At 65.7% G+C, this 13,578-nt stretch carries 18 protein-coding genes and 1 tRNA gene; 13 read left to right on the forward strand and 6 right to left on the reverse strand.

The features are described 5' to 3' along the window. Positions 1-206: 206 nt before the first annotated feature. The 6 genes from SM611_RS06535 to SM611_RS06560 all read left to right on the forward strand — a co-directional run bounded on the left by SM611_RS06535 (position 207) and on the right by SM611_RS06560 (position 2,944). Complete coding sequence (locus SM611_RS06535) at positions 207-509, forward strand: hypothetical protein (RefSeq protein ID WP_371948018.1); 303 nt, start codon at positions 207-209, stop codon at positions 507-509. Between the two features lie 3 nt (positions 510-512). Beyond that, the gene (locus SM611_RS06540) at positions 513-968 is read left to right on the forward strand and encodes a hypothetical protein (protein ID WP_371948020.1); all 456 of its coding nucleotides are present in this window, start codon (positions 513-515) and stop codon (positions 966-968) included. A gap of 14 nt (positions 969-982) precedes the next feature. Further along, on the forward strand, positions 983-1,426 hold the full coding sequence (locus SM611_RS06545; protein WP_371948021.1) for a hypothetical protein: 444 nt from the start codon (positions 983-985) through the stop codon (positions 1,424-1,426). A gap of 50 nt (positions 1,427-1,476) precedes the next feature. Beyond that, a complete protein-coding gene (locus tag SM611_RS06550) occupies positions 1,477-1,677 on the forward strand; it encodes a hypothetical protein (protein ID WP_371948023.1) in 201 nt (66 codons plus the stop codon). 19 nt (positions 1,678-1,696) lie between these two features. Next, positions 1,697-2,131: a M67 family metallopeptidase gene (locus SM611_RS06555; RefSeq protein WP_371948025.1), complete on the forward strand. Its 435-nt coding sequence runs from the start codon at positions 1,697-1,699 to the stop codon at positions 2,129-2,131. A 159-nt stretch (positions 2,132-2,290) separates the two neighbouring features. Beyond that, complete coding sequence (locus SM611_RS06560; protein ID WP_371948027.1) at positions 2,291-2,944, forward strand: abortive infection system antitoxin AbiGi family protein; 654 nt, start codon at positions 2,291-2,293, stop codon at positions 2,942-2,944. A gap of 36 nt (positions 2,945-2,980) precedes the next feature. Here the strand turns inward: SM611_RS06560 and SM611_RS06565 are convergent, their stop codons facing one another. Both SM611_RS06565 and SM611_RS06570 read right to left on the reverse strand, forming a co-directional pair. Further along, a complete protein-coding gene (locus SM611_RS06565) occupies positions 2,981-3,766 on the reverse strand; it encodes a hypothetical protein (RefSeq protein ID WP_371948029.1) in 786 nt (261 codons plus the stop codon). Positions 3,767-3,875: 109 nt separating this feature from the next. Further along, the gene (locus SM611_RS06570; protein WP_371948031.1) at positions 3,876-4,676 is read right to left on the reverse strand and encodes a putative endonuclease domain-containing protein; all 801 of its coding nucleotides are present in this window, start codon (positions 4,674-4,676) and stop codon (positions 3,876-3,878) included. 97 nt (positions 4,677-4,773) lie between these two features. On the opposite strand from SM611_RS06570, the gene SM611_RS06575 reads away from it, so the two are divergent. Further along, positions 4,774-6,330, forward strand: coding sequence for an AbiJ-related protein (locus SM611_RS06575; protein ID WP_371948032.1), 1,557 nt, complete (start codon positions 4,774-4,776; stop codon positions 6,328-6,330). A 360-nt stretch (positions 6,331-6,690) separates the two neighbouring features. Here SM611_RS06575 and SM611_RS06580 read toward each other — a convergent pair whose 3' ends face one another. Beyond that, entirely contained in the window at positions 6,691-7,041 is a 351-nt protein-coding gene (locus tag SM611_RS06580) for a terminase large subunit domain-containing protein (protein WP_371948034.1), read from the reverse strand. Positions 7,042-7,223: 182 nt separating this feature from the next. Next, complete coding sequence (locus tag SM611_RS06585; RefSeq protein WP_371948035.1) at positions 7,224-7,619, reverse strand: hypothetical protein; 396 nt, start codon at positions 7,617-7,619, stop codon at positions 7,224-7,226. 172 nt (positions 7,620-7,791) lie between these two features. Here SM611_RS06585 and SM611_RS06590 point away from each other — a divergent pair, with 172 nt between their 5' ends. The 5 genes from SM611_RS06590 to SM611_RS06610 all read left to right on the forward strand — a co-directional run bounded on the left by SM611_RS06590 (position 7,792) and on the right by SM611_RS06610 (position 10,638). Beyond that, a complete protein-coding gene (locus SM611_RS06590) occupies positions 7,792-8,118 on the forward strand; it encodes a hypothetical protein (RefSeq protein ID WP_371948037.1) in 327 nt (108 codons plus the stop codon). A 96-nt stretch (positions 8,119-8,214) separates the two neighbouring features. Then, positions 8,215-9,222 carry a helix-turn-helix domain-containing protein gene (locus SM611_RS06595; protein WP_371948039.1) on the forward strand — a complete coding sequence of 336 codons (1,008 nt, stop codon included), beginning with the start codon at positions 8,215-8,217 and terminating at the stop codon, positions 9,220-9,222. A gap of 10 nt (positions 9,223-9,232) precedes the next feature. Continuing rightward, entirely contained in the window at positions 9,233-9,904 is a 672-nt protein-coding gene (locus SM611_RS06600) for an ATP-binding protein (RefSeq protein WP_371948041.1), read from the forward strand. 11 nt (positions 9,905-9,915) lie between these two features. Continuing rightward, complete coding sequence (locus SM611_RS06605) at positions 9,916-10,251, forward strand: DCL family protein (protein WP_371948042.1); 336 nt, start codon at positions 9,916-9,918, stop codon at positions 10,249-10,251. Between the two features lie 249 nt (positions 10,252-10,500). Continuing rightward, positions 10,501-10,638 carry a hypothetical protein gene (locus tag SM611_RS06610; protein ID WP_371948044.1) on the forward strand — a complete coding sequence of 46 codons (138 nt, stop codon included), beginning with the start codon at positions 10,501-10,503 and terminating at the stop codon, positions 10,636-10,638. Here the strand turns inward: SM611_RS06610 and SM611_RS06615 are convergent. Further along, on the reverse strand, positions 10,635-11,573 hold the full coding sequence (locus SM611_RS06615) for a hypothetical protein (protein WP_371948045.1): 939 nt from the start codon (positions 11,571-11,573) through the stop codon (positions 10,635-10,637). The genes SM611_RS06610 and SM611_RS06615 overlap by 4 nt on opposite strands. A 982-nt stretch (positions 11,574-12,555) precedes the next feature. Between SM611_RS06615 and SM611_RS06620 the strand changes: the two genes are divergently transcribed. After that, positions 12,556-12,620, forward strand: a tRNA-Val gene (locus SM611_RS06620). Positions 12,621-12,808: 188 nt separating this feature from the next. Here the strand turns inward: SM611_RS06620 and SM611_RS06625 are convergent. Further along, the gene (locus tag SM611_RS06625; protein ID WP_371948047.1) at positions 12,809-13,501 is read right to left on the reverse strand and encodes a DUF899 domain-containing protein; all 693 of its coding nucleotides are present in this window, start codon (positions 13,499-13,501) and stop codon (positions 12,809-12,811) included. Positions 13,502-13,578: the final 77 nt, after the last annotated feature.

The following is a 13,578-nucleotide window of genomic DNA, read 5'->3' on the forward strand; positions in this document are numbered from 1 at the left end:
AAGGCCAAGACCCACCGGTCATCCCCCAGCCCACACCCGTCCAACTCCATCTCCTGGACCTGCTGGACATCGACCCGCGACAACTCCGCTGACGATCACTCATGTGCGGAAAACGGGGCTAGCTGACCTGCACATATGCCCTTAGACTGCATCAGGATGCATCAGGGTATGGCAGGCCTCGTCAGGCTTCGGTACGGTCGGGTGTCATGAGTCTTCCCAGGAAAACCCAGGAACAGATCCCCGTCCCGACCCCAGAGCGGCAGGAAGAGCGGCTGGCGGGCCTGGCCCGGCTGCTGGACCCGGGCGTCTTCAAGACCCAGATGAGCCTGTCGGGCACCGGCCAGCCCGAGCTGCGGATCATCAACCGCACCGCCCGGCAGCTCAGCGAGAGCGTCGGCGTCAGCGGCGAGGAGTACGTCTGGTCGTGGGGCCAGGTGATCGCCCTGGTGACCGTGCCCGAGCTGGCCGCCCAGCGCATCTCCCGCGTGCTGGCCACCGAGGAGGGCTGAGCAGTGCTGACCCACAAGGTGCTGGACTACCGCACCGACCTGCTGTTCGACATCGCCCGCAAGGAGCTGCTGGGCAAGGGCAACGCGCCCGAGGTGCTTCTGCTGCTCAACTCCGGCGGCGTCGGCCGAATGGTGGCCAACCTTTCCTCGCACGCCTTTCGGGAGCACCCCGGCGAGATCGTCGAGCAGATCGACGACCACCAGGCCGTGGCCGCCGTCCACATCTGCATCTTCCAGGCCGTGGCCCTGGCCGAGCCCGTCCCGGCGGGAATGCGCCGGATCGCCCCGCCGCACCTGCGCAACCTGCTCATGGCGATCGGCCACTGGCCCGCCCGCGACTACTCCCGGGCGAGGGCGGCCCAGATCATCCGCCAGGGCGACGTGATGGACCTGGCGGAGCTGGACGACCCGGGTGTCACCGTCACGAGCTGGCTGACCGACCTGCTGCCTCAGCGTTGATCGGAGACGACGTGATGCACGCTTCACCCCCCGAGACCCGTCGCCCCCTGCTGGCCCTCGTCACGGGCTTCGTCCTGCTGTGCCTGCTGGGAGCCTCCTCCCTGCTGGTGGCCTCGTCCCGCAGAGGGGGCGAGACGCAGAGCCTCTCGCAGGCGTCCCCGGTGCCCAGCAGTACCTGGACGCTCTCCAGGCCGCTGACGCCCGCTGAGACGTGCGAGAGGGCCGTGGTGCAGGCCCTGACGCGGTACGCCGTGGCGGTCCGCAGCGGCCAGAACCCCGACCTCGCCATGGGGGCGGAGATGCAGTCGCTGGAGCCGCTGGCGAGCGAGGCCATTCTGACGGTGGCGTACTCGTTCCAGATCGCCCTGTCCGAGCCCGCTGCGCAGAGCGAGGGCCTGGACGCCACCGTCAAGCGCGTCCAGCCCGGCATCCGCCGGGTGTGCCAGCGGGCAGGCTGATGGTGGCCAGCGTGGTGAGCGCAGGCGCGGGCACCGCTACGGTGCCCGCCATGTGGAACTATCTGGTGCTGGAGTGTTTTGTAGGTAAGTGGCAGGGCCTGCCTCGGGCGGTCGGGTATGAGTACAGCTCGCTAGAGGAAGTGTCCGTCCAGAAGGTCTGCGACCACCTCGGAGGGCAGGGCTGGGAGCTGGCGGGCGTGCTGGGCGACCGAACATCCTTCAGGCTCTTCTTCAAGCAGCCTCGGGCCTGAACCAGTGGACACTGGAGCCATGCGGATCTCTCAGGAGCTGGCGGAGGCGATGATCGCTCACGCGCTGGAGGAGCACCCCATTGAGGCGTGCGGGATCCTGTGCGGCCCGGAGGACTTGCCGGCCCGCGTCGTTCCGATGGAGAACGAGCTGGACTCCGAGACCGCCTACGCCCTCGAGCCCGCCCAGCAGCTCTCGGTATGGGAGGGCATGTATGACCGGGGCGAGGAGCTGGCGGGGACCTACCACTCCCACACGCGGCACGAGGCGTACCCGTCGCCCCGGGACGTGGAGTACGCCGTCTACGACGTGCCGCATCTGATCATCTGCACCAAGGGCGGCCCCGTCCTGCGAGCCTTGGCCTCGATCGAGCCTGCCTGCATCGCGGCTGCGATGGCGTCGCGGTCGAGAGACAGGCCCATGTGTGTCTGCTGGCGGTATCCGCGCTCCTGCTGATCTCCCGCGCGATAGCGTTACGGCTCATCCCCTCCGCGCGCATGGCACGCTTCTGCTCCTGCTCTCGTTGGGTGACTGGCGGTCCTGCCATGGCCGCCTCCGTACGCGCGAGGGAAGTGGGTCGTCCGGTCGGTCGACCGGTTTGAAGAAGGAGCTGAGGTGCTCGGTTACGCGGGTTATCCGGACTGGCGGGACATGTCCGAGTACTTGGTGCATCTGACAGACGAACTCGCGATGAATGCGATCCTCCGGCAGCGTGCGATCAAGGCGATGAAGGCGTTCGGGGCAGCGACGAACGTGGCTGGACTCGGGGACTCGCAGCATGCGGTCTGCCTTAGCGAGATCCCCCTGGATCGGCTGGACCGGTTGGTCGACCGGCATGGCGAGTGGGGGTTGGGGTTCTTCAAGTCCTACATCCGCTGTCGTAATGGCGGCCCCGTGTGGTACACGCATCGCGACTCGGACTTGGCTGGGGCCGTCTTCCAGACGGTCCGCCAGGCGATGTACGGCGGGGTTGTTCCGGAGGATCCTCTCTGGAAGCTCACCCCGTTCATCGACAAGACCGGTGCCTGGGACGGGGGCCGCTATGAGTTCGAGTGGGAGCGCGAGTGGCGGGTCCTCGGAGACCTGGAGTTTTTCGTCGGTGACGTCGAGTTCCTGATCATCCCCGAGGTGCAACAGGTGAGCATGCAGGCGTGGTGGGACAGGAACTTTGGCGAGATGATGCCCCCGGTCATCGACATCACCTGGGAGATGGGCCGGCTGCAAGCGGCTCTCATCGACTACAAGCTGTCCGAGGACGAGGCCGCCTGACTGGGTGAGCCCACAGCGGGCTCCAAGAGTGGAGGTCTACGCCGGGAGCATCTGGATGAGCTTTCTGGACCGGAGGATGTCCGGGTCCGGCAGCGTGCCATTGTCCCATCGGATCGACCAGATCACGGGGTCGGCAGCACGTACAACGGCTCCAAGGTCGTGCAGGATGGCCATCACACGTTCGTGGCGGAGCTGAACCTGGCCTCCCACCGACGCCTCGTCCCAGATGTCGGCGTGCTTGCTCGAATCCTTGGCATAGGCGATCACGTGATCGTCGGCAAAGCGCGCCCGCTGCTCCTCAGTCCGGAGTTCGCCGCGCTGGTGGGTCAACAGATGACGGAGGTCTCGGATGAACTTCACCCGTTCGGGCTGGATCTCGTTCCCAAGCTCGGCGTGAAAGCGGACGAGGACGTCCCATCCCGGCGTCTGCCATGTCTGGAGCTTCCTGAGAACCATTCGGTGCTTCTGTCCGGCATCATCGGTCCACCGGTACCGGTCGAGGGCCTCCTGGGCGGCCTTGTCTAGGTAGACCTCGAAGGCCGTGACCGCCTCTTTGACGACGGTGCCACGAATGATCCACTCGAAGTCGTCCGGCCAAAGCCCGCCAACACTGCGGTGGAACATGTCAACGTGCTCATCGCCGTAGTGCACGTCGGGATCGAAGACTGCTGAGAGCGTGGCTTCGGCCTTCTGCCACTCCTCCTGATAGCTGCGCTCCGCCCACTGCACGGCCAGCGTCAGGAAGGCCCTGATGTCGCGGTCGGTCAGTCTCCAGTCATCGAATGCCCGGCTGACCATCCCGGTCTCTTCGCTCCAGCTCACACCACGAGCCTAAGCATGCGGCCCTGCGCGCCGACACCCGTTTTCGCTGGGCATGTCGGCCACAGCCTGAGCCCACGCCGTAGATGTCTTGGCGTCCGACCTCTCGGGCCTACCGGGGCTGGAACAGCCACCGGCGCAGCTCTTCTCGGAGGAGCCGGTCAAGGGCTTCAGGATGGTCCACGTGGTGGGTGCCGATCCGGATGGTGCGGACCCCGCAGCGGTCCCAGTGCCGGTCGCGGTCGGCGTCATCGGCCTTCCGCGTGGTCCCGTAGTGGTGGGGGCCGTCCACCTCGATGACCAGAGCATGCCCGTTCCCAATCACGACGAAGTCCGGGGAGCGGACGCCGGCGTCTCTGAGCTTCGCACCCGGAAGAGGCAAGATAGCCAACGCCTTCTCCGGCGGACACTCCCGCTGAATGCCCGCGAGCAGCTCGTAGACGACGACCTCGGCTCGGCTGGTGAACGTCAGTCCGTCCCGCCTGGGATATCCGCCGTCCGCCCGTTCCCTCCGGGCTTGGTTGGTCGGAGGTACCGCCGTCTCCGGAGCATTGTTACGCCAGTCCGGGGCCACCGCTGGAAGGGGCTCCAGCATCGGCTCTGTGACCAAACCGAAGACGTCGTGCCGGTCGTGTCGCTTGAGCACGGTCTCCAGCTTGGCCCAGATCCGGCTGATCATCTCCTGCGTGTACTCGCCCTCAGCCCGGGGCGGCACTTCGAGGACAGCCTCGTATGAGGCGGCGGTCCAGTTGTCGTCCGGGATCGGGTGGAAGTACCCGCCGTCCCGGCGAAGGAGCAGCTTGGCCTGGAGCACGAGCCGCTGAGCGAGTTCGTCCCCGCCCTCACCGAGCAGGTGACGGGTCTGGCCGAGTACCCGATCTAGGTCGTTCTCAGCATCGTCTTCGAGGGGCATGGCATCAAGGATCTCACCGGGTCATCTCCCTGAGGAGGCCGATGCAGGACGAGCTGGACTGCGGCCTCATCCGCTCTGAGTCACGGATAATCGGGGCGTGACGAAGCACCGCTTCCTCGTTGAGGCAAAGATTTTCGGCGACCCGTTCGAGGCCACCCGAACGTGCCTGAATACCGACCGGGTCGGTCGTCTCCGCGATGACCGGTTGGACGACGTGACCGACTTGGACGCGGCGTACGAGTTGATCCGGCTCGCCATGGGCGAGCTTGAAGCGTTCGGCACAGGCGGGGGTGAGATCTTCGACGAAGTCGAGATTGCCCTTCTCCTCAGGTCGTTGTGCGCGGTGCTCAAGCGCCTTGGTATAACCCTGGACCTGCCTTTCCGTGACTTCAAGAGCTTCAAGTTCTTCTGGAAACAGCAGGGTATGAGTGGCAGTTACGACGCGCGTAGGAGCTATATCCATGGCCTGTTCGATCCGGTCCTCGACCAGTTGGACGAGTACCACCCGCATCTTCGGAAGAACCGAGATCAAACGCGCCGCATTACCGATGTCACTCGCCGCCGACTTCGCGAGGGTCTCGCGCACACACAGTGGTGGGGGACGCTCGACGAGGTCGAGTTCCTCGATCGCCTCTACGACCTGGACAACCTGCCCAGCCACGACCCCCGGTTCGCCACGGCCGCCATGGACATCTGGCAGCACTGCATCCACAATCCGGCGGACTGGGAAGGCGACTGGATCTGGCACGATAAGCGGCTCGGCCTGACCGACACCGATAGCGATGAAACGCTCTTGCGGTTTCTGGTCGAGATGTTGCACCCGGCCGTGCTCACTGACCTTGCCGAGGTTGATCGGCTCCAGACTTTCTTTAACGAGATGTTGGTGCACGACGGCTACGAGATCGTTCCGGTGGACAGCATTAGCGGTTCCCCGGTCTTCGCCGCCCGCGCGATCGGCGGAGGTGTGCCTGGGGTCATGAAAAACCTGTTCTTCGCCGCTGTCGGACCCAAGCCGGAGATCGTGCTCGAAGACTTTATCAACAACGACGTCCTGGTAGTGAAGAACGAGCAGTTCTGCCTCGTGTACGACCAGCCCCTTGGCAGCTCCGGCCTCACCTGGGGAGATATGATCGCCTGGTGGCGGGCAAAGGAATCCATCCCACAGGACGTGCCTGACATCAAAGTCGGTCATGCTCTCTACAGGCGGCTCTGGCGTTCGCTTCATAACGATCCGAAGCAACCTAAGAAGCTCACACCCGAGCGGAGGGTCTTTCGTGCCTACTGTGAGCTGTACCCCATCAACGACACCGGGGCCAGGTACCCCGCGCTGATACCGCAGGTGTACTTGCATTACGACCCGAAAACCCGCAAACAGCGTGGTGGCAAAGACAGCGTTCTCGGACGTGAACGCATGGACTTCTTGCTGTTGCGCCAACACGGAAAGCGCATCGTCTTGGAAGTGGACGGCCAGCACCACTATGCCGAAGGGGCCATCGCTTCCCCGCGCCTCTATTCAAAGATGGTCGCCGAAGATCGAGCGCTGCGGCTCAAGGGCTATGAGGTGTATAGGTTCGGTGGGCACGAGCTACTACAAGACGGTGCCACAGACATGCTTCGTCGGTTCTTCGCCGAGCTGCTCGGGACAGGCGACTGAGGTTGGGCTCCCCCGGTCCCAGCCCCCATACCACCGACACCGCCATCCCGATCCCGGCGACCCAGAGGCCGGCTCGTACCACGTGGCCACGCCACGTCCCGTCCGTCACCGTCCTGCGATCGGGATCACTCGATGCACTGTCCGGCGCTAGCTCTCCCATGACCGGTCAGACGCATCTGCGCCGGGCACCGTTCACCGGGCGCATGCTCACCGGTGTGCCCGCATCCGGCTGTACTCGACCGTCCTTCCCGGCGAGAGGACGTCAGCTCCCCGAAGACGAGCTGAAGGACGGCAGGAAGTACGAGGACGGGACGACGGAGGAGGACGTTCCCGAGAACGGTACCGGACCACGGGACGGGCTCAATTAACAGGCGGCGGCCGTGGGTGACGGCATCCAGCAGACTCTCGCACTCGATCTGGTCGACCAGGGGGACGGGGGTCGGTGACCAGCTCCAGGATCTGCCGGGCGTGGTCCTCCAGGCGACGGCCGGTGCGGTAGATCTCCCTGTACAGGTACAGGCGGCCGTCGCCGTCCTGCGCCCAGCACTGGAGGACGAAGGCGTGGACGTACCCGAAGTCCACCGTCCAGTAGCGTGTCCAGCCCTCGGGGACGGGGAAGCGGTCCACGACGTGGACGGCCTCGTCGAAGTTCTCGAAGATGATCCCCTCGACCGCCGCCCAGATCCCGTCGCGCAGCCGCAGCTTCCGCACGCCGGTGAGGTTGTCGAGCCTGCCCAGATACTTCTCGCCCTCGGCGGTGTAGGTGCCGTCGCTGTTGACGTAGCGGGGTTGTCGGCGTGCCGGGACACCAGGCGGCGCATGCCCCCGGCGTTGGCCCGCTGGCTGAGCCAGTGCGTGCGCTGAGCCGGGTTGCACGCGGCGACCTGCTGCTGTCAGTGGTCGTCATCGGAGAGGCCCACGACTGTATAGGTGACGTCCCCGGACACCTCCATCTTGGTGGCCGCGTCCAGCCCCAGCAGCTTGCGGCGGGACTCGCTGAGCTTCACCAGCCGGTCGACGGACTGGAGGATGGGGCCGTCGTCGAGCACGTCCTCGTAGATGCCGATGCGCTTGCCGTCAGGGGCCAGGCTGTAGGAGCCGTCGTCCTCGGTCTCGTAGCCCACCAGGCGGCGCACCACGCGGCCGTGGGAGACGGTGATGTGCTGCCGCTCCAGGACGTCCAGGATCTGCCTCTGGGCGAAGTCCAGGTCCTCCAGCTTCCGCTTGCGGGCGTCGGCGGCAGGTTCCTCGATGGTCCTCTCCAGCACCCTCTTGTATGCCTCGTGCACGGTGGACTTGGCGATCCCCAGCTCGTCGTGGCGGGGGCGACAATTTCTTCGGTAGGTCGCTGGGGAATGGGAAAAGTTCTTTGTGACGATCCGGTAACGGTCTCAGCTATTCCCCACTTTGCTTATGTAGAGCCATTTGCTAAGAGCAGGGATCTCCAGGCACTCTGAATTCATGACGAACAACGCAGTCGAGATCGACACCATCGCCATCTGCTACGACGTCTTCCACGCCCACCTCAGCCCCACCGCGAGGCTGCTTCTCATCTACGCGATGAACAACCGCGACGCGCGCACGGTCGGCATCAACAGCAAGACCGCCGGCAAGTGGCTGCAAATCACCCGGTACGCCGCCGAGAAGGCCCTGAAGGAGCTGCGCGCCTGCGGTCTGGCCGAGTTCCGGGTCGCCAACCGGAAGGGGCAGCTCCACCACGAGTGGACGTTCCGCTGGCCGACCATCGACGAGGCGAGCGAGCTGCGCCGCGGCCCCGTGAAGAAGTGACTCTGCCGAGATTTAAGAATCCCGCCCCCCGCTGAGGGGACGGGATCGCGAAAGGTAAATCGGATGCCACTCTACGCGGCCAGGGGGGAGTGAGGCGTGGCGCAGACAATCTTCTTCATGCCACCCGCCCGTCGCTTCACCCGGATCCCCAACGACATCGACACCGACAAGCGGCTCAGCATGAACGCGATCGGCGTTCTGAAGCACGTGCTGTCCAAGCCGAAGGACTGGGAGGTGTCGGCCGACTACCTCACCAAGGCGCTTCCCATCGGTCGGGACGCGGCGCGAGAGGCCCTGAAGCTGCTCGAAAAGTGCGGCTACGCGCGGCAGGAACGGAACCGCGTACGGGGACGTTTCGTGTCGCGCTGGAGCTTCCACTACCCGGCTCTCACCATCGAAGACATCGAATCACCGCGACTGGAAACCAGCGCTGGTAACCCGTCACTGAAAACCAGCGCTGGTTCACCGGCCCTGGTTTCCAGGGCCCTCCATAAGACGGTGGACCAAGACGGTCACGAAGACGGTCAGCCGCCTGCGGCGGCGGGCGGCGGCGCGTCCGCGAGCGCGGGGGAGTCGTGCGGGGGATCGTCCAGGAGCCAGGGGCGCAAGGGGGACGCCTCTGTCCTGGACGAGGGACCCGAACGCAAGCGCAAGACGCACACCCTGGAGACCGACAAGCCGCTCATCCTGGCCGCCCTGGACAAGCACAAGCGGGGCGAGACGCTCAAGCCCGAGGAGGTCGCCCTCATCGGCTGGGCGAGCTACTGCGACCACTTCGAGAACAAGGTGGCGGCCTACGCCACCACCCGCAGGAAGCTCATGCCCGTCTTCACCGAGACGGCGAAGGAGGACGGCACCACGGCCGAGGAGTTGATGTTCGCTGTGGACGCCTGGATCGGCAACCCCAGGGTGACCGTCAGGACGTCCGCAGGCTCCTTCCGCGCCTTCGGCCTGGAAGCCCTCCAAGAGGGTCGCGCCAAGCGCTCGGTGGCCGTCTCGGGGCCGCCTGAGAGGGGCCTGGGCATCCGCCACCAGGCCAGCCGCGACAACTTCGACGCTGCCATCAGTCAGATGAGCGAGCAGCAACTCGCCGAGTACCTCTAAGGAGCACACGATGGATCTCACGACCGCGCCGCCGCCCGAGTTGGTCCGGGTGGCCCCCGAGGACCTGTACGCCGACTACGCCCGGGGCCGCCCTCGGGAGGGGGAGAAGGCCGACGCCTACCAGTGGGCCAAGGTGCTGGACGTCTCCAGCAACTGGGTACCGCCGCGCTACCGGAAAGCCCACGAGATGCCCGCGAAGGCCAGGGCCTGGGCGGACGGCATTGTGGCGGGAGCCGACGCCAGCAACCTCGTCCTGATGGGCCCGCCCGGCACCGGCAAGACCCACGGCTCGTGCGCGGTTGCCCGCTACCTGACCGCGCTCTGGGAAGACCGGCACGCCCCCAGCCCGCTGCTGTTCACCTCGGCCAGCGACCTGCTGGCCCGCATGAAGGACTATGGCAAGGACGCCGACCGGCAGGGCGCGTACGACAAGGCGGCCAAGGCCAAGGTGCTCATCCTGGACGACTTGGCCCGCAGCAAGACCACCGACATGGACGTGGAGTCCTACGCCCGGGTGCTCGACCGGCGTTTGAACGCCCTGCTGCCGACGATCATCACCACGAACGTCTTCCCGAAGGAGAACCTCATCGAGACCTTCGGGGACCACCTGGCCTCCCGACTGCTGGGCGGCTCGACCCTCGTCCTCGTCGGAGGACCTGACCGCCGCTACGCGACCACCTGAAGGAGATGACCATGGCGAAGGTGTGGGTGGGTGCCACTGAGTACCCGAGCAAGAGTGCCGTCCAGGCCAAGTGCAGGGAGATCCTGGCCAAGTATCCAGGGGACCCGAACGCGGTCCCGGCCGGAAGTGAGCGGATCGCCGGCCCCGATGACGTCGAGTTCATCGAGGCGCTGATCGCCTCGCACCCCGACGTGGAGGAGAAGATCGGCGTCGGCATCGACCACTTCGAGGTGCGGTACTACGACTACGGCACGCGGGCCGTGTGCCTGGTGCGCATCGACGGTTCGGACACCGACATTTCGCTGCCCTGGGCGGTGAAACACCTGCCGACCTCTCCACCCCGATAGAGCCCCCGCCCCGGTGACCGCCAGCCCCCGGACCGTAGTCATCACAGAATCACACCGAAGTCATATGAGTGCGCCGTACGCAGACTGACTCACTATGACTTTGCTCCCCGCCCCGACGATGAAGAAAGTGAGCAAGATGAGCGTGATCCTGACTTTCCCCGGCGGCGTCCGGGTCTGGAGCGGGCCAGCGAGGTCCTCCAGGAGTACAGGGACGAGCCCCTGCGGGTCCTCGGTGGACGCCTCGTCCCCGTGAGGGACCGGGAGACCCTCTACTACGTGCTGAAGGCCCGCTGGATCCGCAAGCAGCTCAGCAAGATGCCCAAGCTGTCGGCGTCCCAGCGGGCCCTCGGGGTGCGCGTGAAGAGGGATCTGGCCAAGCTGGGCTAGTCGACCGTCCAAGGACCCTCGTCCATGTACTCGCTCGGATCCGGCTCGTAGTCAGGCAGCTCGACGACTTCCGGAACTCCGGCGGCGTGGAGTTCGTCGAGATCACGCAGGCGCAGGTCGCATACTCCGCAGATGAACGAGTGCGCTACCAGGATCCACATCTGATAGCTCCCGTCGCCGTCAAACACGGTGGCCAACCGCACATCGCCGATGCAGGTGGCCCGCTCATGTGAACAGACCGGACACGTCATATCGGCGATGTCTGAAGGCGGGGGCTGAGAGCGCACGAACGAGTTGTAGGCCGTTACCTGGAGGGTCTCCATCCAAGCCGAGCGCAGCTCCCGGGGTGTCTTGGCGACCCACTCCTCGTAGGTGCGCAGGGCCTTCGTCATCCGTGCCCGGACGCTCTTCTCAACGTCGCTGAGCGTCTCGGACACCAGTGCCTCGGCGAGCTGGCTGTTGCCACCCCACCGGTCTGCGCGATCGACCTGGAGTTCCTCGAAGAGCCGGTCGCTCAGCCGGACGAACGCCGCGAGGATGACCTGGGTCTCCCCGCCCTCGAACACGCCCGCGTGCAGCGCACCGTTCCGCAGGGCGATGAGCTGGTTGATGCGCTCCTGCGGCACCTTGATGTGCGGCAGGATCTCCTTGATGCGCGTGATCGCTAGGGCCCCGCTGATGGTCCGGAGGTCCTTGGCAGGCTTCTTGGCCTTGTCGCCGTGGCCGACGAGGTGCAGCAGCGAGTCGAGCTGGCCGTTCCTCAACTCGATCAGCAAGGCAGGATGCAGATCGCACAGGACCGCCTTGCTCAGTTGCTCCAGGCTCACGGCAGCTTCGGTCAGCGCGGCCTCGTGGTCGTCATCGGTGTATGCCTGGAGTGTCTTGGTGGCGTGCTTCTTCGCCGACTCCAGAAGCTGGTCACGGTCGATCGTCACGCGGACGACGCTAGAGATCGTCCCCAGGTGATCGCACCTGGTTTTCCCCAGCTCCTTGGGGAACGTCACCGCCAGATGACGTCGATGCGGTCGGGCATGCTGTAGTGTCCGCTCCCACAGCTCCGAAGCAGTGAAAGGCCCGGCGGTGCGCGAACACCCCGGGCACGGCCACTGCTTACTGGGAGCAGCGACATGGCGAAGCTTACCGACCGGGCCACCCGCTTCTGGGCGAAGGTCATCGAGTCATCCGAGGGCTGCTGGCTCTGGACGGGTGCCGTCTGCGGGAAGTACGGACGCTTCGGGCTGAACAAGGGCCGCACCGTCCTCGTCCACCGCTGGGCATACGAGCACATGGTGGCGGAGATCCCCCGAGGGCCTCACGCTCGACCACCTGTGCAGGACGACGCTTTGCGTCCGGCCCGACCATCTCGACCCCGTCCCGAACCGCATCAACAACCTGCGGGGCAACAGCCTCTCCGCCCTCAACGCGAGGAAGACCCACTGCCCCCAGGGCCACAAGTACACGTCCGAGAACATCTACTTCGGCAGGAACGGCAGCCGAGAGTGCAGGACGTGCAAGATCCTACGGATGAGGGCGTCCGGCTCACCGCCAGATGATGTCGATTCTGTCGGGCGAGAACACGCTTTACGGTCGCGTCGCGGGGGAGATCCTGATCTCCCGGATGTACGCCAGCAGAGGTGCTCCTGCGGTGAGCACCCGGGGGGGCTCCAGGTCGCGTCCTACCGCTGGCACAGGTCCGACGTACCTGAGATCGCAGTTTCGCGCTGTCCGACGAAGTCATAAGCCCTGACTCCGCCCATCACCTGGATGATAGATGTCGCCTTTTGGCTCTCCGGGATTGGCGGGGAACGACCTTCCCCGCGGATTGCATTCGTTCTCCAGGTTCCCTATGAATAAGACGTCGCTTGTGCCATCCTAGAGGGGCCCAAGAGAACCTGGAGAGGGTGTTTTCCCAGGTCAGTGGCTGTAGAGGCAGTACTCGCCTTACAAGCGAGGAGTCGGCGGTTCGAAACCGTCCGCGCCCACCCACGTCAAGGCCATGATCCGCCCCCGCGGATCATGGCCTTTGATCTTGTGAGGGGAGTGCTTCGGCGCAGGTCAGGGGGATGTCCGGGTGATCACGGCTCCTTGCGGGCGAGGAGTCGGACGGAAGCGACCGCGCCCGTTCGTGAAGAGACCCTGTTCCCGGGCGTGGGAACAGGGTCTTGGTGGCCTACTTGGGCGGGCCGTAGAGGGCGGCTATGGTTTCGGGGCTCGGCCAGCGGGTGTAGGTGGGGGACTGCGGCCAGTTATCGGGGGAGTCCTGCCACTCTTCCTGGCGGCCGTAGGGGAGTGTGTCGATCAGGGCGAAGGTGTGGGTGAGCTGCTCGGTGCCCCGGCCGCTGGTGTGCCAGGTGCGGTAGACGGTGTCGCCGTCGCGGAGGAAGACGTTGACGGCGAAGCCGCCGCCTGGCGGGGCGTCCACGTCGGTGCCGAACGGGCTGTTCGCGGTGGAGTACCAGGTCATCTTGTTGCCGACGCGGTGTTTGTTGGCGAGGGCCTCGTCGAGCGGGCCCTGGGTGACGACGACGAACCTGGCGTCGTAGGCGTCCAGGAACTCCAGCCGCGTGAACTGCGAGGTGAAACCCGTGCAGCCCGGGCACTGCCACTCCTCGCCGGGGAACCACATGTGGTTGTAGACGATCAGCTGCGACTTGCCGTCGAAGACGTCGGCCAGGCTGACCGGGCCTTCCTCGCCTTCCAGGGTGTATTCGGGCATCTCGACCATCGGTAGTCGGCGGCGCTGCGCGGCGATCGCGTCGAGTTCCCGGGTCGCCGCCTTCTCGCGGACGCGCAACTCGTCGAGGCGGCGGCGCCAGGTCTCGGCGTCGACCACGGGCGGCAGTGCTTTCGTCTTGTGCTCCATACGTGTGCAGACCACGCTCGTTCGCCGAACTCATCGGGTGGAGGGGGTGAACCCCCTGGTCCTCGTGGATCAGGGGG

Source organism: Actinomadura monticuli (genome assembly GCF_041463655.1).
GTDB lineage: Bacteria > Actinomycetota > Actinomycetes > Streptosporangiales > Streptosporangiaceae > Spirillospora > Spirillospora monticuli.